This window comes from Streptomyces sp. MMG1121 (assembly GCF_001280015.1).
In the GTDB taxonomy this organism is placed as follows: Bacteria; Actinomycetota; Actinomycetes; order Streptomycetales; family Streptomycetaceae; genus Streptomyces.
Genome location: NZ_LGDV01000213.1, coordinates 155,877 through 181,605 on the forward strand (window position 1 = coordinate 155,877; position 25,729 = coordinate 181,605).

Sequence of the window (25,729 nt, forward strand, 5' to 3'; positions counted from 1 at the left end):
CGTTCTCCTCACGGATCCAGCGGGCTGTCGGGCCCCGGCGGGACATCGGAACAGCCTCCGTAAGGCCAGATCACACTTACCCGCCGCCCGGCGGCGGTGATACACCGGGAAAAAGGCTGACTCCAGCCGTTCTGTGCCCTGCGCGGATCCGAGGAGGGCTTATGAACGCCTCGACCGACACTGTGGCCTCATCAGCCGCATTCGCCGATCAGCAGGACAAACCGACCGTACACATTCTGTGGATCAACGCCGGGCTGAGCTGCGACGGGGACTCGGTCTCGCTGACCGCCGCGACCCAGCCGAGCATCGAAGAGCTCGCGCTCGGAGCCCTGCCCGGGCTCCCCAAGGTGGCCGTGCACTGGCCACTGATCGACTTCGAGTGCGGGCCGGTCCAGGGAGCGGACACGTTCATCGAGTGGTTCTTCAAGGGAGAACGGGGCGAGATCGACCCGTTCGTCCTGGTCGTCGAGGGGTCCATCCCCAACGAGAAGGTCAAGGCGGAGGGGTACTGGTGCGGTTTCGGCGACGACCCGGAGACCGGCCAGCCGATCACTACCAGCGAGTGGCTCGACCGCCTCACGCCGAAGGCGCTCGCCGTGGTGGCGATGGGCACCTGCGCCACGTACGGCGGCATCCACGCGATGGCGGGCAACCCCACCGGTGCGATGGGCGTGCCCGACTATCTGGGCTGGGAATGGAAGTCCCAGGCCGGAATCCCGATCGTGTGCATCCCGGGCTGTCCGGTGCACCCGGACAACGCCTCGGAGACACTGCTCTACCTGCTCTACCAGGCCACCGGCGCGGCACCCATGATCCCGCTGGACGCGGAACTGCGGCCGACCTGGCTCTTCGGCGCCACGGTGCACGAGGGCTGTGACCGGGCCGGATACTACGAACAGGGACAGTTCGCGGAGGAGTACGGATCGCCGCAGTGCCTGGTGAAACTGGGCTGCTGGGGCCCCGTGGTCAAGTGCAACGTCCCCAAGCGGGGCTGGATCAACGGGGTCGGCGGCTGCCCGAACGTCGGCGGTATCTGCATCGCCTGCACGATGCCCGGATTCCCTGACAAGTTCATGCCGTTCATGGACGAACCCCCTGGCGGACACGTCTCCTCGACAGCCAGCAGCGTCTACGGCTCGGTCGTTCGGCGACTGCGGCACTTCACGGAGAAGACCGTGGACAGGGAACCCAAGTGGCGGACCAAGGGCGAGAAGCTCAGCACCGGCTACCGGGCGCCATGGTGACCGGCCGGGCGGACACCTGCGCGGACCACGCCACCCGCGTGAGCGCCGCGCACAGCACTCGACAGGAAATCGGAGCGGCATCATGGCGACGGTGACGGGCAAACCGGCCGGCGGCGGCCTCGTGGAGATGTCCTGGGACCCCATCACGCGCATCGTGGGCAGCCTCGGCATCCACACGAAGATCGACTTCAAGGCCAAACGGGTCGCCGAGTGCTACAGCACCTCGTCGGTCTTCCGCGGCTACAGCATCTTCATGCGCGGCAAGGATCCTCGTGACGCGCACTTCATCACCAGCCGCATCTGCGGCATCTGCGGCGACAACCACGCCACCTGCTCGGTGTACACCCAGAACATGGCGTACGGCGTCGCGCCCCCGCATCTCGGCGAGTGGATCATCAACCTCGGCGAGGCCGCGGAGTACATGTTCGACCACAACATCTTCCAGGAGAACCTCGTCGGGGTGGACTACTGCGAGAAGATGGTCCGGGAGACCAATCCGGGTGTCCTGGAACTGGCCGAGCGGACCGAGGCGCCGCACGCGGCGGACCACGGGTACCGGACCATCGCCGACATCATGCGCTCGCTCAATCCCCTGGAGGGCGAGTTCTATCGCGAGGCCCTCCAGGTCAGCCGCTACACCCGGGAGATGTTCTGCCTGATGGAGGGCCGCCATGTGCACCCCTCCACCCTCTACCCGGGCGGTGTCGGCACGGTCGCCACGGTCCAGCTGTTCACCGACTACCTCAGCCGCCTGACCCGGTACGTGGAGTTCATGAAGCGTGTCGTCCCGCTCCACGACGACCTCTTCGACTTCTTCTACGAGGCCCTGCCCGGATACGAGAACGTCGGCCGACGCCGCGTCATGCTCGGCTGCTGGGGCGCGCTCAACGACCCCGAGTACTGCGACTTCACCTACGCGCGCATGACCGACTGGGGTCGGCGGATGTTCGTCACCCCCGGTGTCATCGTCGACGGCGAGCTCGTCACGAACGACCTCACCGAGATCAACCTCGGCATCCGCATCCTGCTCGGCAGCTCCTACTACGAGGACTGGGCCGGTATGGAGAAGTTCGTCGAGTTCGATCCGCTGGGCAATCCGGTCGACGAACGCCACCCGTGGAACCAGCACACCGTCCCCGCCCCGCAGAAACGGGACTTCGAGGACAAGTACAGCTGGGTGATGTCCCCGCGCTGGTTCGACGGCGAGAACTACCTCGCCCTGGACACCGGCGGCGGTCCCATCGCCCGCCTGTGGTCCACGGCGCTGTCCGGGCTGGTGGACATCGGATACGTGAAGGCCACCGGGGACAGCGTGGTGATCAACCTGCCGCGCACCATGACCAAGCCCGAGACGACCCTGGAGTGGCACATCCCGAAGTGGAGCAACGCCATCGAACGCAATCGGGCCCGCACCTACTTCCAGGCCTACGCGGCGGCCGCCGCCCTGCACTTCGCCGAACAGGCGATGGCCGAGATCCGGGCCGGCCACACCCAGACCTGGGAGCGGTTCGACGTCCCCGACGAGTCGATCGGCTGCGGTTTCACCGAGGCCGTGCGCGGCGTGCTCAGCCACCACATGGTGATCCGCGACGGGAAGATCGCCAACTACCACCCGTACCCGCCGACTCCCTGGAACGCCAGTGTGCGCGACTCCTACGGCACGCCGGGCCCGTACGAGGACGCGGTGCAGAACACACCGATCTTCGAGGAGAACCCGCCGGAGAACTTCAAGGGCATCGACATCATGCGCGCCGTGCGCAGCTTCGACCCCTGTCTGCCCTGCGGCGTCCACATGTACGTCGGCGGCGGCCGGACCGTGGAGCACACACACATGCCCACCGGCCTGAGCGGGCTCGCCGTCTGACCCGACGCGGGGAAAGGGGCCGTCGATGGCCGGACAGGACACGGGCGAGCGGATCGCCGCTCTCCTGGACGAAGTCGCGCGCACGGCCGATCCGCAGGTCCGCGCGACCGCCGAGGAACTGGTCCGCACCCTCGTCGAGTTCTACGGCGAGGGTCTGTCCCGCGCGGTCCGGCTGCTCGGCAACGCCCCGCACGGAGCGGACCCCCTGGCCGTGCTCGCCGCCGACGAACTCGTCGCCGACCTGCTGATCCTGCACGACCTGCACCCCGAGGACACCCTGACCCGGGTCGAGCACGCCCTGGACAAGGTGCGTCCCTACCTCGGTTCCCACGCCGGCGACGTCGACGTCCTCGGTCTCGACGACGGCACGGCGGACGGCCCCGTCCTGCGGCTGCGGCTGCGCGGCAGCTGCGACGGCTGCCCCTCCTCGGCCCAGACCGTGCGCTGGACCATCGAGGAGGCCGTCGCCCGCGTCGCACCCGAGATCGCCCGCGTCGACGTCGAGGGCGCCACCGACGCCACCGGACCGCACCTGTTGCAGATCCTCCCCCACCGGCCCGAGGACGCACCCGGCCCGGCCGCGCACTGGCACTCCGTCCGCGCCGACCGCCTGCCCGCCCGAGAGCACGCCTTCGCCACGGTGCAGGTGGACGGCACCACCCTGCTGTTCGTACGGCTGCCGGGCGGTCTGTACGCCTACCGCGACCGCTGTCCGGGCTGCGGTACCCGGCTCGCCGAAGCGGCCCTGGCCGGTGACCTGCTGCGCTGTGCCGGCTGTGCGGCCGAGTACGACGTACGGCACGCGGGCACCGGCACGCGCGGGCACCTGGAGCCGCTGCCCCTGCTGGAGGACGCGGGAGCCGTGCGCGTGGCTCTGCCCGAACGCCAGGAGGCCGTGCCGTGACCGCCGAGGTCCTGCGGCAGTTCACCCGCCGGCCCGAGCGGCGCGGCGAGCGGTGCGAGCTGTGCGACGAGCCGCTGCCCGCCGAGCACCGGCACCTCGTCGACACCCGGCAGCGCAGCCTCAAGTGCGTGTGCCCGGCCTGTCACCTGCTGCTCGACCGGCCCGGTGCCGGGCAGGGCCGGTTCCGTGCGGTGCCCGGCCGCTATCTCCTCGACGAGTCCTTCCAGTTGGACGAGCGGGACCGGAGCCGGCTCCAGATCCCCGTCGGCCTCGCCTTCTTCTTCCGCAATTCCGTCCTGGACCGGCTCTGCGCCTTCTACCCCAGCCCGGCCGGCGCCACCGAGAGCGAACTCGATCCCCAGGCCTGGGACGACGTCCTCGGCCGCACCCGGCTGGCCGCGCTGCTGGAACCCGACGTGGAGGCCCTCCTCGTCCACCAGGAGCGCGGCGGGCCCACCCTGTGCGCGCTCGTGCCGGTCGACGTCTGCTACGAACTGGTCGGCCGGATGCGGTTGCACTGGAAGGGCTTCGACGGCGGCGCCGAGGCGCGTGCCGACCTCGCGGCGTTCTTCGAGCGCGTACGCTCCGCCGCCCGCACGCTGCCGGACGACCCCGGGGGCGCGCCGTGACCGACCTGGAGTTCAGCTGCACCGGCGTACGGCCCGAACCGTACGGTGCGAGTCCCACCCTCCTGTTCGGGCTGCGGATCGAGGAGAGCGACCACCGGCCCGTCCACGCGATCGCGCTGCGCTGCCAGATCCGCATCGAGCCCGCTCGCCGCACCTACGCACCGGAGGAGATCGACATGCTCGCCGACCTCTTCGGTGAACCCGGTCGCTGGGACACCACGCTCAAACCCCTGCAGTTCGCGCACGCGTCCCTCGCCGTTCCCGGGTTCACCGGGGCAACCGAGGTCGAGCTGCCGGTGCCGTGCACCTACGACACGGAAGTGGCCTCCGCGTCCTACTTCCGTGCGCTCGCCGGGGGCGAGATCCCGCTCCTGCTGCTGTACTCCGGCACCGTCTTCACGATCGGCCCCCAGGGCTTCCACGCGGAACCGGTCCCCTGGCACAAGGAGTCCGCGTACCGCATGCCCGTGCGGGTGTGGCGGGAGCTGATCGACGCCTACTTCCCCGGCACCGGGTGGATCCGCGTGCGCGACGACTGTCTGGAGGCGCTGCGCCGCTACCGGTCCGAGCGCGCCCTGCCCTCCTGGGAGCAGGTCTTCGCCGAACTCCTCGCCGCCGGCCGGACGAAAGGGGGCCCGCCACCATGAGCCGAGCCGTGCACACCGACGACACCCTCGACCACGCACGCGCGGTCGCCGACGCCGTCCTCTACGAGGGCTACGTCCTCTACCCCTACCGTGCCTCGGCCGCCAAGAACCGCGTCCGGTGGCAGTTCGGCGTCCTCGCCCCGCCCACCGCCTCCGCCCTCGGCGAGAGCAGCACCCAGCGCACGCAGTGCCTGCTGGAACCGCGCGGCGCGCCGAGGGTGGACGCCGAACTGCGCTTCCTGCGGGTGCGACGGCGCACCGTCGAACGCCTCGGGGCCGGCGGAACGTACACCGAGGTACCGGAACTGGAGCTGCACGACCGCATCCTCGTGCCGTGGGACGAGGGAGCCGAGGAGCGGGTCCGGATCCATCTGCCCGCCCGGGACCTGACCTCGGACGACGAGGACTGGGACGTCGCCTTCGACCTTCCGGCGGGCACCAGCCGCGAACCGGTGACGGACCCGGCCGGGCGGACCGTGGGGCGACTGGTGCGGCGTACCGCACGGGTGACCGGGACGCTGAGCCCCGAGCTGGCGGAGGTGCCCGGCCCCTACCGCGTGCTCCGGCTCACCGTCACCGTGCGCAACACCACCCGAACCACCGACGCGGGTACCGACCGCGCAGCGGCTCTCGCCCACTCCATGATCGGCACCCATCTGCTGCTCGCCGCGCCGGGCGGCCACTTCCTGTCCATGACCGATCCGCCGGAGTGGGCGCGGCCCGAGGTGGCGGAGTGTCACAACGACCACACCTGGCCGGTCCTGGCCGGTGCCCACCACAGCGACGACGTCGTGCTGTCCGCGCCGATCATCCTCGAGGACCATCCCGCACTCGCCGAGGAGAGCCCGGGCCCGCTCTACGACGCCACGGAGATCGACGAGATCCTCTCGTTGCGCACCGCTGCCCTCACCGACCGGGAGAAGCGCGAGGCACGGGGCACCGACCCGCGCGCCGCCGAGGTCATCGACCTGGTCGACGACATGCCGGCCGCCGTGCGGGACCGGCTGCACGGCGCGATCCGCGAGCTGCGCGACCTCGCCCCGGAGCCGGGGACCCGGCCCGGCCAGGGGCTCGAACTGCCCGGTGGGACAGGACACCCCTGGTGGGACCCGGAGCAGGATCCCGGGTCCCCGGACGGGGCCGCCACGGTCGTCGTGCACGGCGTACCGCTCGGCGCCGGCAGCCGCGTCGTGCTCACGCCGGGTCTTCGCCGCAGCGACGCCCAGGACATCTTCCTGCGCGGGCGGCACGCCACCGTCGAGGCCGTGGTGACCGACCTGGACGGGGAGACGCACCTCGCGGTGGTCCTGGACGACGACCCCGGCACGGATCTGCGCCGCGCCCAGGGCCGGTTCCTGTACTTCAAGCCGGACGAGGTCGCGCCGCTCACCGGGGAGACGCCGTGACCGGGGACCCCGGCCCGGCCGTGCTGGTGGCCGGTGTCGGCAACATCTTCCGGCGCGACGACGGATTCGGCGTCGAGACCGTCCGGCGACTGGCCGGCCGCGCCCTTGCCGCACTGCCGGCCGGGGTCGAACTGGTGGATGCCGGGATCCGCGGACTGGACCTGGCCTACCGGCTGCTGGACGGCTGCGGCACCCTCGTCCTGGTGGACGCGGTGCACCGGGACGGACCGCCCGGCACGCTCTACACCATCGACGCCGGCCACCCCGCGGCCGACGACACCGCCCCCGGGCGGGTGGCCATGGACGGCCACTCCATGGATCCGGCGGCCGTACTGCGCCTGGTCCACGGCCTGCGCGCCGCGGTGGGCGGCAGCCTGCCGGATCACGTCTACGTGGTCGGGTGCGAACCCGGCGACGTCGGCGACGGCCTGGGGCTCACCCCGCCGGTGGCGCGAGCCGTGGACCCGGCGGTCGATCTCGTGCTCGGTCTCACCCACCGGGCCGCACACCCAACGACGAGGAGCTGACGATGTGGGCACGTTCGGGCTTGACGTGGATCGGCCTGGCGGCCGGTCTGGTGATCGCCTACGAGATGGCGCGCAACCTGCCGGACGTACAGCGCTACTTGCGGATCCGACGCATGTAGCGGTGCGCCGGAGGTTCCGGCTCCGGGCCGCCGACGGGGCCCGCCGCGTCCTTCAGTTGCACATACCGTTCGAGGAAGACATGGAGGATGCCGTGCAGTTCGCCCAGGCGGACGAACCACAGCGCGAGTTCCATGGCGCCCTGGTCGGTCAGCGTGTACACGCGCCGCGCCGGTCCGTGGTCGGAGGCGTCCCAGCGGGAGACCACGGAACCGCACGCCTCCAGCCCGCGCAGCACCCGGTAGACGTGTGCGGACTCCGTCTCCGGCCAGCCCATCGGGTCCAGCCGCTGCACCAGCTCGTAGCCGTGTCCGGGACGCTCGGCCAGCAGCAGGAGCAGGACCGGGGTGAGCAGCATCCGGCGCTCGGTCTCGTGTGCGTTCATCGCTCTTCCAGCCTAGCCACCCGCCCCGCCCCTCCCCACTCGTCGGGCGCGGACGGGACGCACGGGAGGTGAGGGCCATGCACGAACTGTCGATCGCCACGGCCGTCGTCGACGCGGTGACACCGCTCGTGGGCACGGACCTCGTCCGCTCGGTGACGCTGCGGATCGGTGAGCTGGCCGCGGTCGTTCCCGAGGCGCTGGACCTCGCGTTCGCGGTGGCTACCCAGGACACCCCGCTGGCGGGCGCGGACCTGTTGATCGAGACTGTTGAGGGACGGGCCCGCTGCGACGGCTGCGGCCACGCGGGCCCCACCGGGATGCCGCCGATGCTCTGGTGCGACCCGTGCGGTCGGCCGCTCGTCCTGCTCTCCGGCCGCGAACTGGAGATCGTCCGGCTGGTCACGGACCCCCGCCCCGCGCCGGACCCCGCCGTCCCCGTCACGGAGCACTCCACCACCGGGAGGTAGCCCATGTGCCGCTCGGTCGATCTGCACCGAGCCGTACTCGCCAGGAACGACGAGAACGCCACCGCGCTCCGCCGCTACCTCGACCGGCACGGCACGACCGCCGTCAATCTGATGTCCAGCCCCGGCAGCGGCAAGACCGCCCTGCTGGAGCTGCTGCTCACCCGCGCCCGCGAGCGCGGCACGCCGGTCGCCGCCGTCACCGCCGACCTCGCCACCGAGAACGACGCCCGGCGCCTGGCCCGCTCCCGGGCCCCCGTCCAGCAGATCCTCACCGACGGCCTGTGCCATCTGGAGGCCGCGCTGCTCCAGGCCCGGCTCGAACCCTGGCTCCCCGAGGGCACCCGGCTGCTGTTCGTGGAGAACGTCGGCAATCTCGTCTGCCCCGCCTCCTACGACCTCGGCGAGACCCTGCGGATCGTGCTGGTCTCGGTGACGGAAGGCGAGGACAAGCCGCTGAAGTACCCGGCCGCCTTCGGGCTGGCCCAGGCCGTCGTGATCACCAAGAGCGACCTCGCGGAGGCCGTCGGCTTCGACCGGCCGGCCTTCCTGGCGGGCGTACGGCAGGTCAACCCGGGCGTTCCCGTCATCGAGACCTCCGCACGCACCGGCGAGGGCGTCGACGCGCTCCTCGCCCACGCACTGGCCTGCGCCGACGGCGGGACCCCGCACGAGCCCGTACTCGCGCGGGCACATGACCGCCCCCCGCACCACCACGACCACCCGCGTCCCGCGTCCGCGGACACCGGCCCCGGGGCGGCCGGCCTGCCATGACCACGACCCGCGCGCGTCGGCACGTCACCGTACGGGGCGTCGTCCAGGGTGTCGGTTTCCGCCCGTTCGTGCACGCGCTCGCGGCCGAGCACGGGCTCACCGGCTGGGTCGCCAACGACGCCCGCGGTGTGGACGCGGAGGTCGAGGGCCCGGCCGCCGCCGTGGACGCGTTCTGCGCGGAGATCGGCACACGCGCGCCGCCCCTGGCCCTCGTCGAGTCCGTGGCGCACCACGCCGTCCCCCTCGGCCACGACAGCGGCTTCACCATCCGGCCCTCCGGCGCCGGACCGGGCCGCACCCTGGTCTCCCCGGACACCGCCACCTGCGACGCCTGTCTGGCCGAACTCGCCGACCCCGCCGACCGCCGCCACCGGCACCCGTTCATCACCTGCACCCACTGCGGCCCCCGCTTCACGATCATCACCGGCCTGCCCTACGACCGGGCCACCACCACCATGGCCGGCTTCCCCCTCTGCCCCGACTGCGCCCGCGAGTACGAGGACCCCGCCGACCGCCGCTTCCACGCCCAGCCCATCGCGTGCCCGGACTGCGGCCCGCGCCTGGCCCTGCTGCACGCACCCGGCACCACCCACACCCTGCCCGACGCCGTACGAGCGCCCGGTGCCGTACGCGACGCCGAGGCGCTGGCCGAGGCCCGGCGGATGCTGGCGGACGGGGCCGTCGTGGCCGTCAAGGGGATCGGCGGCTACCACCTGGCCTGCGACGCCTCCGACCCGCTCGCCGTACGCACCCTGCGCAAACGCAAGAACCGTGGCGCCAAGCCCTTCGCGGTGCTCGCCGACTCCCTCGTCACGGCGGAACGCATCGCCCGTGTCGGCGATGCCGAGCGCGCCCTCCTGCTCGGCCCGCGCAAACCGATCGTCCTGCTGCGCCGCCGCGATCCCGCCCCGCCCGACGTGACAGCCGAGGTCGCGCCCGGCAGCCCCGACCTCGGCGTCATGCTGCCGTACTCCCCGCTGCACCGGCTGCTGCTCGGTCTGCCGGGCGATCCGCCGGGCCCCAGCGTGCTCGTGCTGACCAGCGGCAACCGGGCCGGCGAGCCCATCGCCACCGACGACGGGGACGCCCTGGTCCGGCTCGACGGCCTGGCCGACGCCTGGCTGCTGCACGACCGGCCCATCCACGTGCCGTGCGACGACTCCGTCGTCCGCGTCTGCGACGGCGCGGAACTGCCCGTACGGCGCTCCCGCGGCTACGCCCCCTTCCCGGTCGCGCTGCCCGCACCCGTCGTCCCCGCACTCGCGGTCGGCGGCGACCTGAAGAACACCTTCTGCGTCGGTGACGACCGCTACGCCTGGCTCTCCGCGCACGTCGGCGACATGGACGACCTGGCCACGCTGACCGCGTTCGAGCGGGCCACCGCCCAGCTGGCGGACCTCACCCGCGTCACCCCGCGCCTCCTGGCGGCCGATCTCCACCCCGGCTACCGGTCGTCCCAGTGGGCGGTCCGCACGGGACAGGCGCGTGACCTGCCGGTCGTACGCGTACAGCACCACCACGCGCACATCGCCTCCGCCATGGCCGAGCACGGTCTCGACGGCTCCCGCCCGGTGATCGGCGTCGCCTTCGACGGCACCGGATACGGCGACGACGGCGCGGTCTGGGGCGGCGAGGTGCTGCTGGCCGACTACGCCGGCTACCGGCGCTTCGCCCGTCTCGGCTACGTCCCGCTGCCCGGCGGTGACGCGGCGGTACGCAACCCGTACCGGATGGCGCTCGCCCACCTGTGGGCGGCCGGCCTGCCCTGGAGCGCGGACCTGCCGAGCGTCGCCGTCACCACCGCGGACGAACGGTCCCTGCTGAGAAGGCAGTTGGAGCGCGACTTCAACTGCGTGCCGACCTCCAGCATGGGCCGCCTCTTCGACGCGGTGTCCTCCCTCACCGGGGTCTGCCACCGGGTCGCCTACGAGGCGCAGGCCGCGATGGAGCTGGAGAACGCTGCGCTGTCCGACGGCGACAGCACCGCCGGCGGTGCCTACCGGTTCGCTCTGCACCCGGAATCCGAAGCGCGGGAAGCCCCGTTGGTGGCCGACGCCGGGCCGGTGCTGGCGGCCGTGGCCGTGGAGACCCTGGCCGGGGTCCCGGCGCCGCGCGTCGCCCGCCGCTTCCACGACGCCGTCGTCGCCCTCGTCCACGACGTGTGCGACGCGGCCAGAGTGCGCACGGGACTCGACACGGTGGCCCTGTCGGGCGGGGTGTTCTGCAACACCCTGCTCGTCTCGGGCTGCCGCACCGCACTGGAACAGGACGGCTTCACCGTACTCGCGCACCACAGGGTGCCCCCCAACGACGGCGGCCTGGCCCTCGGCCAGTTGATCGTCGCCGCCCGGACCGGAGAGTGAGGAGCTCATCATGTGCCTGGCCGTTCCCGGCCGTGTGCTGGAGATCGAGGAACGGGACGCGACGCGCATGGCGAAGGTCGACTTCGGCGGAGTCGTCAAGGACGTGTGCCTGGAATACGTACCCGACATGCAGGTCGGCGACTACGCGATCGTCCACGTGGGCTTCGCGTTGCAGCGACTGGACGAGGAGTCGGCGAAACAGACGCTGGAACTCTTCGAGAACCTCGGGGTGCTGGAGGAGGAGTTCGGCGACGCCTGGGCCAAAGCGGCCCGCGACGCCGGTGCGGAGCGTCCCGCGGACACCGCACCCCATGCCACGGAGTCCGCCGACGAGGAAGGACGGTCATGAAGTACCTCGACGAGTTCAGCAACCCCGTGCTCGCGAAGCGCCTCTTCGACGACATCAGAGCGATCACGACCCGCCCATGGTCCCTCATGGAGGTGTGCGGTGGGCAGACCCACTCGATCATCCGGCACGGCATCGATCAACTCCTGCCCGGGCAGATCCAGCTCATCCACGGTCCGGGCTGCCCCGTCTGCGTCACCCCTCTGGAGATCATCGACAAGGCCCTGGACATCGCCGCCCGTCCCGAGGTGATCTTCTGCTCCTTCGGCGACATGCTCCGGGTACCCGGCAGCGGCCGTGATCTGTTCAAGGTCAAGAGCGAGGGCGGGGACATCAGGGTGGTGTACTCGCCGCTGGACGCACTGCGCCTCGCCGAGGCCAACCCCGACCGGCAGGTGGTGTTCTTCGGCATCGGGTTCGAGACCACCGCGCCGCCCAACGCCATGACGGTCTACCAGGCGAAGAAGCTCGGCATCACCAACTTCAGCCTGCTCGTCTCCCACGTCCGGGTACCGCCGGCGATCGACGCCATCATGAACGCTCCCGACTGCCGGGTGCAGGCGTTCCTCGCGGCCGGGCACGTCTGCACGGTCATGGGCACCGCCGAGTACCCCGAACTCGCCGAACGCCACAAGGTTCCCATCGTGGTCACCGGCTTCGAGCCGCTGGACATCCTGGAGGGAATCCGGCGCGCGGTGCGGCAGTTGGAGGAGGGCCGGCACACCGTCGAGAACGCCTACCCGCGTGCCGTTCAGCCGGGTGGCAGCCCCGCCGCCAAGGCGATGCTCGCCGACGTCTTCGAGGTGACCGACCGGTCCTGGCGCGGGATCGGCATGATTCCCCGCAGCGGCTGGCGGCTCTCCCCCAAGTACCGGGACTACGACGCCGAGTACCGCTTCTCGGTGACCGGCATCAACACCCGCGAGTCCACCGTGTGCCGCAGCGGCGAGGTCCTCCAGGGGCTGATCAAGCCGCACGAGTGCGCCGCCTTCGGCAAACAGTGCACCCCGCGCAACCCGCTCGGCGCCACCATGGTCTCCAGCGAGGGCGCCTGCGCGGCCTACTACCTGTACCGCAGGCTCGAGGTCCCGCCCAGGGAGGAGGCGAGTTCCCTTGGCTGACGCACCCGACGCAGCGGGCTCGAAGTACCCACCGGCCGACTTCTCCGGCTGGACCTGCCCCGCGCCACTGCGCGACCACGAGCGGATCGTCATGGGCCACGGCGGTGGCGGAACCCTCTCCGCCGAGCTGGTGGAGCATCTCTTCGCCCCAGCCTTCGGCAACCAGATCCTTGCCGAACTCGGCGACTCCGCCCGCCTGCCCGCGTCCGCCGAACGGCTCGCCTTCTCGACGGACTCCTTCGTCGTGCGACCCCTGTTCTTCCCCGGCGGCAGCATCGGCGACCTGGCCGTCAACGGCACCGTCAACGACCTCGCCATGGCCGGCGCCCGCCCGCTCTTCCTCTCCTGCGGCTTCATCCTGGAGGAGGGCGTCGAACTCGCCGTCGTCGCCAGGGTGGCCCATGACCTCGGCGAAGCCGCCCGCAAGGCCGGGGTCACCGTGGTCACCGGGGACACCAAGGTGGTCGAAGCCGGGCACGGGGACGGCGTGTTCATCAACACCGCCGGCATCGGCAGGATCCCCGACGGCGTCGACATCGGTCCCGGGCGCGCCCAGCCGGACGACGTCGTCCTGGTCAGCGGCCTCATCGGGGTGCACGGCGTGGCCATCATGAGCGTCCGCGAGGGCCTGGAGTTCGGCGTGGAGATCGAGAGCGACACCGCTGCGCTGGGCGACCTGGTCGTCGATCTGCTCGCCGCCTGCCCCGACGTCCATGTCCTGCGCGACCCGACGCGCGGCGGGCTGGGCACCACGCTCAACGAGATCGCTGCCGCGTCCGGCGTCGGGATCGTCCTGCGCGAGGACCGCCTCCCGGTCCCGGACACGGTCGCCAACGCGTGCGCGTTGCTGGGCCTGGACCCCCTCTACGTCGCCAACGAGGGAAAGCTCGTCGCCTTCGTCCCGCCGGATCAGGCGGACGAGTGCCTGGCAGCCCTGCGCGCGCACCCCCTCGGCAAGGAGGCGGTGGCCATCGGCCGGTGTGTGACCGACCATCCGGGCATGGTCGTCTCCGCCACCGGCCTGGGCGGAACACGCGTGGTGGACATGCCTCTCGGGGAACAACTGCCCAGGATCTGCTGAGGGACCGGGGGCGCGCGGAGGGAACGTTCGAGACCGCCCTACGAGACCCCGATGTCCTTGAGGTGATCCGCCTGGGTGCCCAGAACGGGGGCGAGGGCGAGGCGCTCGGCGTCCTCGGTGCCGGGTTCGGCGGTGCGGACCGTGGTGCGCAGATCGTCCAGGGCGACGAGGAGCGTGTCGCAGTCGAGCGCGGTCCGGCCGACCGCGGGGTGGTCGACGACCTTGCGTTCCGGCAGGTCCGGGAGTGGGGCCGGGGCGTCGGAGTCCCGGAGTTCGCCGTCGGGCACGACGTGTACATCGGTGCCCGCGACGAGGCCCGCGGCCGGACGGCCGCGGAGGAATCCGGTGCCCGTTTCGTCCAGCTCGATGTCACGGACGACGCCGCGGCCGCGGCCGCCTTCGCCCAGATCGAGGCCGACGGCGGACTCGACGTGCTCGTCGGCAACGCCGGCATCGCCCTGCCCGCCCGCTACGGCCGTGTCGGCCGGTCAGTGTGCGGCGTGGCGCAGTCCGGTGATGAAGGCGGCGCCGTTCGGGGTGCCGAGGCCCGTCATGGTGTCGTAGCCCTTGGCGGTGACCTGCTGGGTGTAGGCGTGTTCCTGGGAGTCGAAGACGTCGACGCCCGCGCTGTCCGCCGGTCCGTTCGCCGGGAGGTAGGCACCCCGGTTCTGCTGGGGCGCCGACGCGCTGACCGGCAGGATGTCGTGGAACGCCCGGGTGCCGGCGAGCCGGTAGATCAGCGGGTTGATGAAGCCGAACGCCGATGTGCGGCCCTGCTGAGCGTCGGCGACGAGGCCGGCGATCAGCGGGCACGCCAGGCTGGTGCCTGCGTTCACCATGGTCCGGTACGGTCCCGGCTTCCCGTTGCCCACCGACTCGGTGTACCCGGTCAGAAGGCCGGTGTCGGGGTCGGCGTCGGCGGCGAGGTCGGGCACGGCCCGGTCGGTGGCGATCCGCTTGCCGATCCGGACGCGCGACATCGACGCGGGGACGACGCCCTTCTGGTAGGCGGGCTGTCCGTAGTCGAGGCTGGTGCCTCCGCCGCCCCCGCTGACGCCCAGGTCGGTCCACTTGCCGTGGTCCAGGGAACCGTAGTCGTCGGACCATCCGGTCTCGAACACCCGGTTGTCCGCCGCCCCGATGCCGAGACTGGTGCCACCGACCGCCATGACGTACGGGTCGGAGTCGGTCGCCGTCAGGCCCGGAGTGTCGCCGGAGGCGAAGTACGCACCGACCCCCTCGGCAGCGGCCCGCAGGTCGATGGCGTGCACGGTCTGCTCCGGCACCTCGCCCAGGGGAATCTGCCACGAGTTGGATTCGATGGAGGCGCTGGGCCGGTGCCCGTCGCCGGTCAGTACGGCGAGAGCGGCGTCGAGCAGTGCCTGATCCTCGTCGCAGCCCTCTCCGATCACCATCAGCTGGTTGGCGTCCGGCGCCAGAGCGTAGACGGCCTCGGAGTCCATCTCCGCCTCGTCATTGACGGCGGCGGACTGCGCCGCACCGTGCGTGGGGGCGGGGGTGGTGCCACATGACTTTCCCGCCCGGACTTCCCGGAACTGAGAGGGTTTCGGTGCGGGGAGGTGGTTGGCCTTCGCGTAGTCCTTCAGCGTCTGGAACATCGCGGTCGGCGTCTCGTCCTCGGTCAGCGCCACGGTCTGGCCTTTGCCGGTGTCCGTCCACGTCGCCCCGTAGGCGGCACGGATCTGGCCGGCGGTGTAGCCGCACACCGGCAGCGATCCCTGGGTCAGCCCTCGGTAGGCCGGGTGGAAGGTCTGTGTGCGCTGCGCCCAATACCGGGAGCAGGCCGGTGCTTTCACCGCCTCGGCGGACCGGCCCGCCGCCAGCATGGCCGCGCTCCGGGGCGCGGCCGGCCGGGGGCCGCCCAGCCCGGTCACTCCCAGCACCTCGGGCGCCAGCGCGGCCGGCACCGACACGTCACGGTCGTTGGACTGGATCACCCTGGGCCTGCCGTTCGCGTCCTTGCCCCGATACCGGTTGATCCGTACCTGGAATGCCGACTGCACCTGCGACACCGGCCCTGTCGCGGAGACGTAGTCACGGTCGCCGCTGACGTGGACCTGTGTCAGGCCCTCGGCGCTCAGCCACGCCGCAAGCGCCTTGGCGTGTGCGGCGGAAGGACCGAATCTGTCGGTGTAGGCACGGGGGCTCAGATAGTGGTGGAACTCGGCGCTGCCCGGGGTGGCGACCGCGTCGGCGAACCTGGCGGCTCCGGCCAGATCAGGCTTCAGCCACACCTGGACGGTCAGATGCTGCGACGCCGACACGGCACCGGCAAGGGGCCCGGCGTACACAGCGGGGGCAGCCGTTCCCGGCACCTGCGCGGTGGACGCCGCCTGTGCGGTGCCGGGCACCTCCAGCCCCGCTCCGGCGGCCACCACAACGGCACAGCCGACCAAGGCGGTTGCGGCTCTGCGACGGCCTCCGGTCACGGAAGCCACTCCCCACCTCTTCGACAACGCTCTTGCCACGTCTGTCCCCCAGCCCAGCCCGATCGCTCCGGCACCCGGCGGATCCCGGCCCCGCTCCTCGTATGACGTGGCACCGGGGCCCCGGGTTGCAGTGATCTGCCGAGCACAGTCGGGTTGCGGGGCCGGGGCGGTTGGACACCGGCGGCAGGCGCGACATGGTGCCGTGCCGCCCGTCGGGCACCCGCCACCGGGTGCCGCGCGACTTTCACCCGCGCGCCGGACGCGCCACCGGTCCCGGGTCCTGGCTGCGCCGGGAGATCGACCGGCTGAGGGAACATTCCGACGCCATCGACCGGGGCCTGGAGACCGACGGCCGGCAGGCTGACCGACGGCGTGGACGACACCGTCCGCGCTCGCGCGCACGCCGCCCGGCGAAGTGATGCCATCGGCCACGGCTGGCCCGGCGTCAGTCGGTGGCGAAGTAGTGGCCGTCCTCCAGGTCGGCGATCAGGCCGGGGTGGGACGGCTCCCAGCCCAGCAACCGCCTGGTGTCCGTGTGGGACATCGTGATGTCGAGCGTGATGAACGGGAAGGCCCTGAAGTGGTCCGCGGCCCGCTCGGGCGGGATGCTCACGGCCGGGACGTCCAGATGGCGGCCGATGGTCTCGGCGATCTCACGCACCGTGATGCCCTCCTCGGTCGCCGCGTACAGCTGCGAGCCGGCCGGGGCCTTCTCCAGCGCCAGTCGGTACAGGTGACCGACGTCCAGGGCGTGACCGGCGGGCCAGCGGTTGGCGCCGTCGCCGACGTAGCCGGAGACGCCGGTGTCGCGGGCGATCTTGATCAGCGTGGGGATGAAGCCGGTCCTGTCCCGCGCGCTGTGCGTGACGGGCGGGATCGCGACGAGCACGGTCCGCACGTCGCGTTCGGTGAAGCCGGTGATCGCCCGCGCGACGGCGGACCGGGGGTTGGCGTCGATCGCCCTGTCGCGCTTCGCGTCGCCGGTGCGCGTCAGGCCGACACCGATCAGTGCCTTGCCCGTGCCGGCCAGCGCGTCGCCGAGCGTCCGCACCACGGTCAGGTCGGCGGCCACCGCGTCGGCGAACTTCCCGGCGGCGATGGCTCCGTGGTCGAACGCGAGGTGGATGACCGCGTCCGCGTCGACGGCGGCCTCCCGCAGACCGTCCAGGTCGTCGACGTCGCCGCGGCGCACCACTGCGCCCATGGCGTCGACCGCGGCGGCCGAGGCCGCGGACCGGGCCAGGCCGACGACCTGGTGTCCGGCCCGGATCAGTTCGGGCACCACGGCGGATCCGATGTGACCGCCGGCGCCGGTGACGAATACACGCATGAGTGGCCTCCTGGGACGTGGCTCCGCCCGGGCGGGACGAAGTGATGTGACTTGGTTCCATCACCATACTCGAGATGACGGTACCAAGTCACATCACTTATGCTGTTCCCATGGCTCGATGGGAACCGAACGCACGGGAACGGCTGGTGCGCGCCGCACTCGACCTGTTCACCGAACAGGGCTACGACGCCACCACCGTCAACGAGATCGCCGATCGAGCCGGTCTGACCAAGACCACCTTCTTCCGGCACTTCCCCGACAAGCGGGAAGTGCTGTTCGCCGGCCAGGACACGCACGCCCGGCTCCTCGCCGACGCGATCACCGCGGCACCCGGCCCGGCCACACCTCTCGACGCGGTCCGGGCGGCCCTCGACGCCATCACCGCCACCTTCACGGACGACCGCCGCGCGTTCAGCGCCCAGCTCCGCCCGGTCATGGCCGCCAACAGCGAGCTGCAGGAGCGCGCCGCCTTCAAGCGCGCCAGGCTGGCCGGGGCCGTGACCGACGCACTCCGCGAGCGCGGCGTACCGGAGCCGACCGCGAGCCTCGCCGCCGAGCTCGGCATCCGCGCCTTCTACGACGCCTTCGAGCAGTGGGCCGATCCGGCCAACCGGCAGACGCTGGCCGAACTCACCGGCCACGCCCTCGATGAACTCCGAGCCGCGGCGGCCGCACTCGGCTAGTACCTGGTCGAGGTCAGTCCAGAACGAGCGGATCAGGCAGATCGGCCGCGTGATGCATGCGCAGGAGCGTGTGCAGGACTCCGGAGAGGCCCGACATCAGGCTCGGGGAGAACGCTTCGCGGGCCAGACCGCCGACCGGACCGCGCTGTTCCAGACCGGTGAGGATCTCGCCGTCGAGGTCGGACGGGTCACCGAAGCCGAGGGTGGTCAGGAACTGCCACAGGCCGAGGTCGCCGTGGCACAGGGTGTGGCTCCAGCCGAAGCCCTCCGCGGCGCAGGCCTGCGCGGCCCGTTGCGCCATGTCGAGGTGCCCGGGGTCACCGGTCCGCCGGTGAAGGTCGAGCATGCCGACGCCGATGCCCGCGCTGCCGTGACACCAACTGGTGAAGAAGTCCTCCTCGGCGCCGATGCGGACGTCGAGCCAGTTGCCCGCGGCCGGCTGGTACAGCGACTCCTGGTAGGCGAGGGCCCGCCGTGCGAGGTCGGCCCAGCCGCGCCGTTCGGTGGCGGATCCGGCCTCGCTGAGGGCGAGCCGGGCCAGCGCCCAGCCGATGCCGGTGGCCCCGTGGGCGAACCCGCCGATGCCCTCGGGGTTGAGGCGGGTGACCCAGCGGGCACCGCTCGCGTCCAGCGTGGCCTGCCCGGAGAGCCGACGCCCGAGGTGGGCGGCGGCGGCCAGCCAGCGCTCCTGGCCGGTCGCCCCCGCGAGGTTCAGCAACGGTACGACCGCACCGGCCGCGCCGTTCAGAAGGTCCACCTCGACGTCGTCCTCGACGAGCCTGGCGCCCGGCGCGAGCAACGCGGCTCGTTCGGCGGCCCGTTGGAGCATCCAGTCCTCGCCCACCACCCGGTGCAGCGCCAGCCAGGTCCACACCTGCGACGCGGCGCCGCTGAACGCTCCGGCGGACGGCGTGGGCGTCCGGTCCTCGGTACCGACCAGCACCCGCAACGCCCCTGCGAAGTGCTCGGCGACGCCGGGAATCCCGTCCGCGCGCCCGGCCCGCACCTCGCTCAGGTATTCGGCGAGCGCGAGCACCACACCGCCCTGACCGGTGTAGAGGTCCGCGGGCAGTACGCGGATGGACCAGCCGGCCGGGGTGAACACCGGACTGATCCAGGTGACCGTGCCGTCCTCCCCGCGCACCGCCCCGTCGCACAGCCGCCGTACCATCCGGGCCGCCAGAGCACGGCGGCGCCGCTCCCGGTCACGGGCGTGCGGACCAACGGCCGCGGCCTGCTCCCGCGCGGGCAGCGAACGCTCGTTGAGGTACGCGCCGACCAGCGCGTCCTGGATCACCGACTCCTCCAGCGCAAGATCGGCGGTGCGCCAGTCCTCGACCGTGTTCCGGATCGCGGCCGCGTCCACGGTGAAGCCGAACATCGGTACGTCGCCTGCCAGCAGGTCGGCTGTCTCACCGTCGATGGCCGCCCGGTCCGACGGTGCTCCGGGCAGGACCTCGGCGTTGCGCCGGAGGATGTCCCGGGCCCGCTCGACGGCCGCCTTCTCGTCGTGCAGGGACGCCGGGTGCCACAGCATCCGGCCGATGTCGACGTAGGCCTGCGTGGGGCGCAGGATGCGGCGTGCCCAGGTGCCCTGGAAACGGCGCAGCAGCGCGGACGGATCTGTTCCGGGCCGACGCAGGTAGGCGGTCATCTCCCGGAACCCGTACAGGATCCGGTCCCAGTACGTGCTGAGCACCGGAGTACGGCTGGGATGGTTGCCGGCGACGGGCATCGCCACGAGGTCCACCTGGAAACGGGCGGCGGCGGTTCCCGCGTCCGCGATCACCGGGTTGGGGATGAGCGGCTGCTGACCGGGCAACGCGCCGACACCGGAGATGTCCACCCCGCCGAGCGCGAAACCCGTGCCGCGTACGGGGAGCAGTCCGGTACGCAGCACCGTACGGCGGATGGCGGCCGCGGCCACGTCCACCGCGTCACCGCGGCCGCTGGGCGGGAAGGGCGCGGGCGCGTCGAAGAGCGTCTCGGCGTCCACGATCACCGGGACCGGGCCGGCGGCGATCATGTTCTCGGCGTGCATGTCGGTTCCGCCGGTGAAGCGGAGTACGGCCAGCCAGTGGCCGACGTTGCGGTAGAACGCGGCGAGTTCGGCTTCGTCGGCGCAGAACCGGTGGCGTATGAACTCGGCCCATCCGTACCCGGCACACGCGAGCGTACGCGGCACGCGGATGCGCTCATGCGGTGCCGGGGCATCGGGGAAGGACGCGAACAGCTCCTCCAGCAACGCGCCGAGCGCCACGTCCGCCTCGGACGGCCGGGGTTTGTACATGACAGTGCCGCCGTCGAGGTCGACCCGGCTGACCGTGAGTCCGCCTCTGTGGCTGTCGCCGGCACCGAACGAGACCGCACGTACCGCACCCGCGGGTGCTCCCGACAGCGGACGCAACCGCTCGCGGTCCGCGGCGAGCCGTTCGGCGAAGGCGGCCGTCGCCGTCAGCCACAGCCGTGCCACGGACGCGACCCGCGGACCGGCACTCGGGTACCGGTCCGCCAGCCGGTCGAGGTAGCCCTCTCGGCCGGCCTCCTCGATGAAGGCCGCCCAGGTCTGCGTGTCGGATCCGGCCTGCGCGCCTCCGTCGCCCGCGGCCAGGCGGAGCGCGTGCAGTTCGATCAGGAACAGCCGGGACAGCTTCGCGTGCAGGGACTTCAGCAGGGCGACGTGCCCGGCGTCCAGCACCACGTCCCGTTCTGCCCGGTCCAGGCCGTCCACGGCGGCGAGCCGCCGGGCCAGTTCGTCCCGCCACGGCTGGGCGATACGCCGCACGGGCCGGGCGAACCACTGGGTCTCGTCCTCGTCCTGCGGCTTGCGCGGTACTGTTCCGGTCACCCTCGGCCTTCCCCTCGGCGTCGCACGCGCGCTGCTCGCGGTGCCCCAGGACGCGGGGAACACAGAGCTGTTCCCCGCGTCACGGTCCTTGGACCCGCGCCCTTGGTCCGCGAACGCGAACGAGGCTCAGGCCGTGTGGACGATCAGCAGCACCAGCTGCCGTGCGATCCGCTCGGGCTGGAGCAGAAGCCGTACAGCGAGTCACTCGGGTCGGTGAGTGCGGCCTCCGCGGCGGCACCGCCGACGTAGAGCGGGCCGGCGGGGTTCACCTGCCCGAACGCACTCTCGGCGCCTGTCAGCCAGGCGTCGAGCACCGCGTGGGCGTGCACACTGCTCTGGGGCATGGTCGACCTCCAGGGATGAGCGAGGGGATGGACTGGGCAGGCTCTGAGTATGTTGGGGTTCGGCCACGCGTGAGACGGCCAATCCGGCCACAGTCGCCTGAGTCGTGCGAGGCGCCCGGGGCATGTGGGACCGGCGGTACGACGCCATGATCGAGCGATGACCGGGACGGGGAGCGGCGTTCGACAGACCGACCGGATCCGCCGGTGCGCAGGGCCGGGCGGAAGCGAGCGACCGGGCCCCGCCGGATCGGTATGCCCACGCCACACGCCCCAGCGTCTGCGGCGAAAACCACATGCGAGGGCGGCAGGAGTGCGGTGCCGGATGCGGCCCCGTCCACGGCCTCCCGCCCTCGCACTGCCCGAAGCGACCTGCCCTGTTTGGCCCTTGCGGCGGACCGTGGCCCGGATGTGCGCCGCGCGACGGGCCGCACGCTCCAGGGGGTCTACGAGGAACGGGTGCGCCGATCAGTGGAAGTAGACGAGAATGCGTCCGGTGTTGTCCGTGTCCACCTCGCGTCTCACGTACAGCTTCCTGATGTGCTGCTGGTCCAGGAACGCGAGAACGCGAGCCTTGAGCCGCCCGGAACCCTTGCCAGGAATGATCTCCGCAACCGGCTCGCCCGAGTGGTTGGCCCTGAAGAGGAACTGACGCAGCGCCAGTTCGATGTCGCGGTTGTTGCGGAAGATCGGGTGGAGATCGAGCGACATCATGCGGAACCTCCTGGTGACGCGGCACGGGTGCCCGGAATAACGACCGCTGCGGCGGCCCAGGCAGCCTCTCATGAACACCGCGGCCCCACCGGCCGGCCGGTCGTGCGCGCTTCGACCGCCCTGGATGCGCGGCGTCTCTGACTCCAGGAAGCCGCGGAGCCGCCCACGGCCGTCGGTCAGAGCCAGCCGAGGGAGCCGAACACCAGCAGGGCCACGGCGTCGATGCCGAGGATCGCGCTGACCGTCATGGCCTTGGTCCGCACCCGCGGCATGTCGTGGACGAGGAAGCTGACCACGAAGAACGGGGCGTACCCGACCAGGAGGATGAGATAGGGAGCGTCCGCCTGCCACCAGCTCCAGTCCCACGTGAGCACGCCCACGTGGTGCAGCCAGATCTCGACCACCACGGACGCGGCCGAGTTCACGGCGATGAGCACGGGCCGGTTGGGGAGCCCCAGAACGCGTGTGCCGCGCGGGGGAAGGAGCTTCGCCGCCGCGATGCCCATGACCGCGAACATGAAGCAGATCTCGATGTTGAGGCCGATGAGGATCTGATAGGCCGTCCTGCCCGACGCGCCCCAGACCGGGGCCCGTCCGGTGAAGTGGAAGACGAGTGCGTTGCCTATCTCGTTGAACCAGTCCATGCCCCACAACGCGAGGCCGGCGAAGAACACGCTCCAGTTGCGCCGTTCCGCCTCCACGGCGTAGACGTAGATCACGAAGAGCAGGAGAGGGATGACGTACCACTGGAAGTGGCCGTTCTCGCGCAGCAGTTGCAGCGCCGCGCGGGCGTGGTCGGTCATGTTCTGCGAGCCCCCTGGTCGAGCCGTCGACGGCGACAGCGATCCCCTACCGGCCGGTAACTATGGCGGTCGGGGGCCTGCGCGTCAACGGGTTCTCCGAAGCGGCGCCCCGGGGGCGGGAGTCGTGGCTCGGGTGACCGCCCGAGCCCGGCCTGACCGGACCAGGCCGGTCAGGCCGCCAGGCTCACGCTGCCGGCGGCACAGGGTTCACCAGGGGACCGGTGTCCCGTTCCAGGAGAAGAATGCTCCGGTCGGCCCGTCGTCCGGCAGCAGAGCGAGCCGTACGGCCCCCCACGCGCCCTCCTTCGGATCGCCGCCCCGGTCCCTGGCCCCGGGGCTGAGGTCGGTGGCCCGCACTCCGGGGGCGAGGGCGTTGACCTTGAAGGGGGCGCCGAGTGTCTGGGCGTAGAAGACGGTGAGCGCGTTCAGCGCGGCCTTGGAGGAACGGTAGGCGGCGCCGGAGCCTACGCCCGGGGTGAACTGGGGGTTGGGGCCGGTGCTCCAGGTCAGGGAACCGGTGCCGCTGGAGACGTTCACGATGCGGGGCCGGGCCGAGCGGCGCAGGACGGGCAGGAAGGCGTTGGTGACGGCGACGACACCGAAGAGGTTGGTCTCGTAGATCCGCCGGAAGTCAGCGACGGTCGCCTCGGCGGGCGGGTCGAGGGGTACGGCGATGCCGGCGTTGTTGACGAGTACGTCCAGGCGGTCGACTCGGGCCGCGGCGTGTGCGATGCCGTCCGCGTCGGTGACGTCGAGGACCAGCGGGCGGGCGTCGGCGCCGATCTCCGCGGCCGCGGCCTCCCCGCGGCCGGCGTCGCGGGAGCCGACGTACACGGTGAACCCCTCGGCGGCGAGCTGGCGGGCGATGTGGTGGCCGATGCCCTTGTTGGCACCGGTGACGAGTGCTGTGCGATCGTTCATGTCAGCCACGGTTCCCCGGCCGGCGCCGTCCTGCCAGGGATCACCTGTACCAGGCAGGACGAGGAGGCAGTGGCATGGCGAGGCAGGAACTGGCCCGCTATCTGCGAGAACGCCGAGCGGGGCTCACGGCGCGAGAGGTCGGCCTGCCGGACGGCGCCCCACGCCGTACGCCCGGCCTGCGCCGGGAGGAGGTCGCGGAGCTGGCCCACATGTCGGTCGACTACTACGTCAGGCTCGAACAGGCTCGTGGCCCCCGGCCCTCTCCCCGCGTCCTGGACGCGCTCGCCACCGCGCTGCGGCTCGCCCCGGCCGAGCGCAGTCACCTGTTCCGGCTGGCCGGGTCGGCCGCACCGCCCGCCGCCCGGCCCGTACGGCGGGTGCGCCCGCAGGTGGCGGGGATGCTGCAGCGGCTGCCCGGAACCGCCGCGATCGTCACCGACGCCGCCTACGGTCTCCTCGCCTTCAATCCGGCGGCCCGGGCCCTGTTCGGCGACGATCTGGGGCGTCGCACGACCAACCTGGCCCGGCGCCGCTTCCTCGGTGAAGGGCGAACCTACGAGACCTCCAGCACAAGGGAGTTCGGGCCCATCGCGGTGGCACGGCTGCGCCGAGCCGCCGAGCGCTACCCCCACGACACCCGACTCGCCGCCCTGCTCGACGAGTTGCACGCCGGCAGCGAGGAGTTCCGGAAGATCTGGCGCACCCACCCGGTGCACGCGCCGGGCCATCGCACCAAGACCCTCGACCATCCGGAGCTGGGCAGGCTGCGGCTGAACTGCGACGTGCTGCTGGTGCCGGAGGACGACCAGGAGGTGGTTCTGGTCACGGCCGACCCGGGTTCGCCTTCCGCCCGTGCCCTGGAGTCCCTCGCCGTCGCCACCCCGGTCACCGGAGAAAGCCCTGACGGAGGGGGACGGCCAGGCTCCGACGCGGACCGGCCGCTCTCGTAGGCGAAGATCACGGTGTACACACGGTCCCGGCCGAGGTACCGCCGGACGGCGGTCTCCTGGCTGCCCGGGCCGCACGCCGACAGCGCGAGGCGGACCGCGCGGGGCCCGTAATCCGGCCACCTTCGATAATGCTTCGCCAGGAGGGCGGAGGGAGCCGGGATGACGGAAGCGTTCAAGCGCCGCACGCCGAGCCAGTGGGGCGAGGGCAGTGCCCTGAAGGAGGAGATCCTCGCGGCCGCCGCGCGGCTCTTGTCGGAGTCCGGCCGGGAGGAGGCCGTGTCGTTGCGCGCGGTCGCACGGGAGGTCGGGATCTCGGCGCCGAGCATCTATCTGCACTTCAAGGACCGGTCCGAGCTGGTGGCGGCGGTGACGCAACGGGCGTACGACGGACTGGTCGCCGAGTTGCGTGAGGCGTGGGCCCGGGAGCAGGACGGTGGACCCCGTGCGGCGTTGCGCGCGATGGCCCAGCGGTACTGCCTGTTCGCAGTGGAGAAGCCCAGCCGGTACCGGCTGATGTTCGGCCTACAGCGCATCACGGCGCCGCGCGCACAGTCGCCACTGCATCCGGTGTGGGCCTTGTACGAGACCTGGGAGGACGCGGTCGCAGCCTGCCGGGGCGCCCGCCGTGCGTCGGCGGACAGCGAACTCGACGCCCTTCTGTTGTGGTCCTCGCTGCACGGCATCGTGGCCATCGCCATGGCCTTGCCGTTCGAGGCCGACAGGGAAGCAATCGCACGGAGAGCGGACAACCTGCTCGAGCGCATCATGGCCGGATAGCGACTGTGAACCATGAGGCGTGGTTGATGCGGCGGACAGA

At 71.8% G+C, this 25,729-nt stretch carries 26 protein-coding genes and 1 pseudogene; 18 read left to right on the forward strand and 9 right to left on the reverse strand.

Annotated elements, in window-relative coordinates; all coding sequences use genetic code 11:
• Positions 1–161: 161 nt before the first annotated feature.
• The 8 genes from ADK64_RS30380 to ADK64_RS49185 all read left to right on the forward strand — a co-directional run bounded on the left by ADK64_RS30380 (position 162) and on the right by ADK64_RS49185 (position 7,340).
• Complete coding sequence (locus ADK64_RS30380) at positions 162–1,244, forward strand: hydrogenase expression protein HypE (protein WP_053664138.1); 1,083 nt, start codon at positions 162–164, stop codon at positions 1,242–1,244.
• An 82-nt stretch (positions 1,245–1,326) separates the two neighbouring features.
• Positions 1,327–3,108 carry a nickel-dependent hydrogenase large subunit gene (locus tag ADK64_RS30385; protein WP_053664140.1) on the forward strand — a complete coding sequence of 594 codons (1,782 nt, stop codon included), beginning with the start codon at positions 1,327–1,329 and terminating at the stop codon, positions 3,106–3,108.
• Positions 3,109–3,133: 25 nt separating this feature from the next.
• A complete protein-coding gene (locus ADK64_RS30390; protein ID WP_053664142.1) occupies positions 3,134–4,012 on the forward strand; it encodes a NifU family protein in 879 nt (292 codons plus the stop codon).
• A complete protein-coding gene (locus ADK64_RS30395; protein ID WP_053664144.1) occupies positions 4,009–4,641 on the forward strand; it encodes a DUF5947 family protein in 633 nt (210 codons plus the stop codon). Before ADK64_RS30390 ends, ADK64_RS30395 begins: the two co-directional genes overlap by 4 nt.
• Positions 4,638–5,288 carry a DUF6084 family protein gene (locus ADK64_RS30400; RefSeq protein WP_053664147.1) on the forward strand — a complete coding sequence of 217 codons (651 nt, stop codon included), beginning with the start codon at positions 4,638–4,640 and terminating at the stop codon, positions 5,286–5,288. The genes ADK64_RS30395 and ADK64_RS30400 overlap by 4 nt, the downstream gene beginning before the upstream one ends.
• Positions 5,285–6,694, forward strand: coding sequence for a hypothetical protein (locus ADK64_RS30405; protein ID WP_053664149.1), 1,410 nt, complete (start codon positions 5,285–5,287; stop codon positions 6,692–6,694). The genes ADK64_RS30400 and ADK64_RS30405 overlap by 4 nt, the downstream gene beginning before the upstream one ends.
• Positions 6,691–7,221: a hydrogenase maturation protease gene (locus ADK64_RS30410; protein WP_053664151.1), complete on the forward strand. Its 531-nt coding sequence runs from the start codon at positions 6,691–6,693 to the stop codon at positions 7,219–7,221. Before ADK64_RS30405 ends, ADK64_RS30410 begins: the two co-directional genes overlap by 4 nt.
• A 2-nt stretch (positions 7,222–7,223) precedes the next feature.
• On the forward strand, positions 7,224–7,340 hold the full coding sequence (locus ADK64_RS49185) for a DUF6893 family small protein (protein ID WP_420713058.1): 117 nt from the start codon (positions 7,224–7,226) through the stop codon (positions 7,338–7,340).
• Here the strand turns inward: ADK64_RS49185 and ADK64_RS30415 are convergent.
• Positions 7,316–7,723, reverse strand: coding sequence for a helix-turn-helix transcriptional regulator (locus ADK64_RS30415; RefSeq protein WP_053664153.1), 408 nt, complete (start codon positions 7,721–7,723; stop codon positions 7,316–7,318). The genes ADK64_RS49185 and ADK64_RS30415 overlap by 25 nt on opposite strands.
• Positions 7,724–7,800: 77 nt before the next feature.
• Between ADK64_RS30415 and ADK64_RS30420 the strand changes: the two genes are divergently transcribed.
• From ADK64_RS30420 to hypE, 6 genes are all read left to right on the forward strand, one after another.
• A complete protein-coding gene (locus ADK64_RS30420) occupies positions 7,801–8,190 on the forward strand; it encodes a hydrogenase maturation nickel metallochaperone HypA (RefSeq protein ID WP_053664155.1) in 390 nt (129 codons plus the stop codon).
• A gap of 3 nt (positions 8,191–8,193) precedes the next feature.
• Positions 8,194–8,961, forward strand: coding sequence for a hydrogenase nickel incorporation protein HypB (gene hypB, locus ADK64_RS30425; RefSeq protein WP_053664157.1), 768 nt, complete (start codon positions 8,194–8,196; stop codon positions 8,959–8,961).
• On the forward strand, positions 8,958–11,324 hold the full coding sequence (hypF, locus tag ADK64_RS30430; protein WP_053664159.1) for a carbamoyltransferase HypF: 2,367 nt from the start codon (positions 8,958–8,960) through the stop codon (positions 11,322–11,324). Before hypB ends, hypF begins: the two co-directional genes overlap by 4 nt.
• Positions 11,325–11,334: 10 nt before the next feature.
• Positions 11,335–11,673 (forward strand): HypC/HybG/HupF family hydrogenase formation chaperone, encoded by a 339-nt coding sequence (locus tag ADK64_RS30435; RefSeq protein WP_053664161.1) that lies wholly within the window; start codon positions 11,335–11,337, stop codon positions 11,671–11,673.
• Complete coding sequence (gene hypD / locus ADK64_RS30440; RefSeq protein WP_053664163.1) at positions 11,670–12,791, forward strand: hydrogenase formation protein HypD; 1,122 nt, start codon at positions 11,670–11,672, stop codon at positions 12,789–12,791. The genes ADK64_RS30435 and hypD overlap by 4 nt, the downstream gene beginning before the upstream one ends.
• Before the next feature lie 91 nt (positions 12,792–12,882).
• The gene (gene hypE, locus ADK64_RS30445; RefSeq protein ID WP_078992937.1) at positions 12,883–13,872 is read left to right on the forward strand and encodes a hydrogenase expression/formation protein HypE; all 990 of its coding nucleotides are present in this window, start codon (positions 12,883–12,885) and stop codon (positions 13,870–13,872) included.
• A gap of 38 nt (positions 13,873–13,910) precedes the next feature.
• On the opposite strand, the gene ADK64_RS47695 is transcribed toward hypE, so the two are convergent.
• Positions 13,911–14,159 (reverse strand): hypothetical protein, encoded by a 249-nt coding sequence (locus ADK64_RS47695; protein ID WP_053664167.1) that lies wholly within the window; start codon positions 14,157–14,159, stop codon positions 13,911–13,913.
• Between ADK64_RS47695 and ADK64_RS47700 the strand changes: the two are divergent.
• Positions 14,148–14,333: pseudogene (locus tag ADK64_RS47700) on the forward strand (SDR family oxidoreductase); the annotation flags it as partial. The gene ADK64_RS47695 and the pseudogene ADK64_RS47700 sit on opposite strands and share 12 nt — an antisense overlap.
• Positions 14,334–14,360: 27 nt before the next feature.
• Here ADK64_RS47700 and ADK64_RS47705 read toward each other — a convergent pair.
• On the reverse strand, positions 14,361–16,322 hold the full coding sequence (locus ADK64_RS47705) for a S53 family peptidase (protein WP_234384757.1): 1,962 nt from the start codon (positions 16,320–16,322) through the stop codon (positions 14,361–14,363).
• A 445-nt stretch (positions 16,323–16,767) separates the two neighbouring features.
• On the reverse strand, positions 16,768–17,652 hold the full coding sequence (locus tag ADK64_RS30460) for an SDR family oxidoreductase (protein WP_053664169.1): 885 nt from the start codon (positions 17,650–17,652) through the stop codon (positions 16,768–16,770).
• A gap of 110 nt (positions 17,653–17,762) precedes the next feature.
• Between ADK64_RS30460 and ADK64_RS30465 the strand changes: the two genes are divergently transcribed.
• Positions 17,763–18,335 carry a TetR/AcrR family transcriptional regulator gene (locus ADK64_RS30465; protein ID WP_053664171.1) on the forward strand — a complete coding sequence of 191 codons (573 nt, stop codon included), beginning with the start codon at positions 17,763–17,765 and terminating at the stop codon, positions 18,333–18,335.
• Between the two features lie 13 nt (positions 18,336–18,348).
• Here ADK64_RS30465 and ADK64_RS30470 read toward each other — a convergent pair whose 3' ends face one another.
• From ADK64_RS30470 to ADK64_RS30490, 5 genes are all read right to left on the reverse strand, one after another.
• Positions 18,349–21,183 carry a type 2 lanthipeptide synthetase LanM family protein gene (locus ADK64_RS30470; RefSeq protein ID WP_053664173.1) on the reverse strand — a complete coding sequence of 945 codons (2,835 nt, stop codon included), beginning with the start codon at positions 21,181–21,183 and terminating at the stop codon, positions 18,349–18,351.
• 143 nt (positions 21,184–21,326) lie between these two features.
• A complete protein-coding gene (locus ADK64_RS30475) occupies positions 21,327–21,527 on the reverse strand; it encodes a DUF6229 family protein (protein ID WP_199829747.1) in 201 nt (66 codons plus the stop codon).
• Positions 21,528–21,992: 465 nt separating this feature from the next.
• Positions 21,993–22,238 carry a Smr/MutS family protein gene (locus tag ADK64_RS30480; RefSeq protein ID WP_053664175.1) on the reverse strand — a complete coding sequence of 82 codons (246 nt, stop codon included), beginning with the start codon at positions 22,236–22,238 and terminating at the stop codon, positions 21,993–21,995.
• A 176-nt stretch (positions 22,239–22,414) separates the two neighbouring features.
• Entirely contained in the window at positions 22,415–23,041 is a 627-nt protein-coding gene (locus ADK64_RS30485; protein WP_053664177.1) for a hypothetical protein, read from the reverse strand.
• Positions 23,042–23,248: 207 nt separating this feature from the next.
• Entirely contained in the window at positions 23,249–23,962 is a 714-nt protein-coding gene (locus ADK64_RS30490) for an SDR family NAD(P)-dependent oxidoreductase (RefSeq protein WP_053664179.1), read from the reverse strand.
• Between the two features lie 74 nt (positions 23,963–24,036).
• Between ADK64_RS30490 and ADK64_RS30495 the strand changes: the two genes are divergently transcribed.
• Together ADK64_RS30495 and ADK64_RS30500 are read left to right on the forward strand one after the other, a co-directional pair.
• On the forward strand, positions 24,037–24,912 hold the full coding sequence (locus ADK64_RS30495; protein ID WP_053664181.1) for a helix-turn-helix transcriptional regulator: 876 nt from the start codon (positions 24,037–24,039) through the stop codon (positions 24,910–24,912).
• 159 nt (positions 24,913–25,071) lie between these two features.
• Positions 25,072–25,689, forward strand: a complete 618-nt coding sequence (locus tag ADK64_RS30500; protein ID WP_053664183.1) for a TetR/AcrR family transcriptional regulator — start codon at positions 25,072–25,074, stop codon at positions 25,687–25,689.
• Positions 25,690–25,729: the final 40 nt, after the last annotated feature.

Coding starts and splice junctions, on each gene's coding strand:
- ADK64_RS30380 (WP_053664138.1), top strand. CDS start 162: ATGAACGCCTCGACCGACACTGTGGCCTCATCAGCCGCATTCGCCGAT.
- ADK64_RS30385 (WP_053664140.1), top strand. CDS start 1,327: ATGGCGACGGTGACGGGCAAACCGGCCGGCGGCGGCCTCGTGGAGATG.
- ADK64_RS30390 (WP_053664142.1), top strand. CDS start 3,134: ATGGCCGGACAGGACACGGGCGAGCGGATCGCCGCTCTCCTGGACGAA.
- ADK64_RS30405 (WP_053664149.1), top strand. CDS start 5,285: ATGAGCCGAGCCGTGCACACCGACGACACCCTCGACCACGCACGCGCG.
- ADK64_RS49185 (WP_420713058.1), top strand. CDS start 7,224: ATGTGGGCACGTTCGGGCTTGACGTGGATCGGCCTGGCGGCCGGTCTG.
- ADK64_RS30415 (WP_053664153.1), bottom strand. CDS start 7,723: ATGAACGCACACGAGACCGAGCGCCGGATGCTGCTCACCCCGGTCCTG.
- ADK64_RS30420 (WP_053664155.1), top strand. CDS start 7,801: ATGCACGAACTGTCGATCGCCACGGCCGTCGTCGACGCGGTGACACCG.
- hypB (WP_053664157.1), top strand. CDS start 8,194: ATGTGCCGCTCGGTCGATCTGCACCGAGCCGTACTCGCCAGGAACGAC.
- hypF (WP_053664159.1), top strand. CDS start 8,958: ATGACCACGACCCGCGCGCGTCGGCACGTCACCGTACGGGGCGTCGTC.
- ADK64_RS30435 (WP_053664161.1), top strand. CDS start 11,335: ATGTGCCTGGCCGTTCCCGGCCGTGTGCTGGAGATCGAGGAACGGGAC.
- hypD (WP_053664163.1), top strand. CDS start 11,670: ATGAAGTACCTCGACGAGTTCAGCAACCCCGTGCTCGCGAAGCGCCTC.
- hypE (WP_078992937.1), top strand. CDS start 12,883: ATGGGCCACGGCGGTGGCGGAACCCTCTCCGCCGAGCTGGTGGAGCAT.
- ADK64_RS30460 (WP_053664169.1), bottom strand. CDS start 17,652: ATGCGTGTATTCGTCACCGGCGCCGGCGGTCACATCGGATCCGCCGTG.
- ADK64_RS30465 (WP_053664171.1), top strand. CDS start 17,763: ATGGCTCGATGGGAACCGAACGCACGGGAACGGCTGGTGCGCGCCGCA.
- ADK64_RS30475 (WP_199829747.1), bottom strand. CDS start 21,527: ATGCCCCAGAGCAGTGTGCACGCCCACGCGGTGCTCGACGCCTGGCTG.
- ADK64_RS30480 (WP_053664175.1), bottom strand. CDS start 22,238: ATGATGTCGCTCGATCTCCACCCGATCTTCCGCAACAACCGCGACATC.
- ADK64_RS30485 (WP_053664177.1), bottom strand. CDS start 23,041: ATGACCGACCACGCCCGCGCGGCGCTGCAACTGCTGCGCGAGAACGGC.
- ADK64_RS30490 (WP_053664179.1), bottom strand. CDS start 23,962: ATGAACGATCGCACAGCACTCGTCACCGGTGCCAACAAGGGCATCGGC.
- ADK64_RS30495 (WP_053664181.1), top strand. CDS start 24,037: ATGGCGAGGCAGGAACTGGCCCGCTATCTGCGAGAACGCCGAGCGGGG.
- ADK64_RS30500 (WP_053664183.1), top strand. CDS start 25,072: ATGACGGAAGCGTTCAAGCGCCGCACGCCGAGCCAGTGGGGCGAGGGC.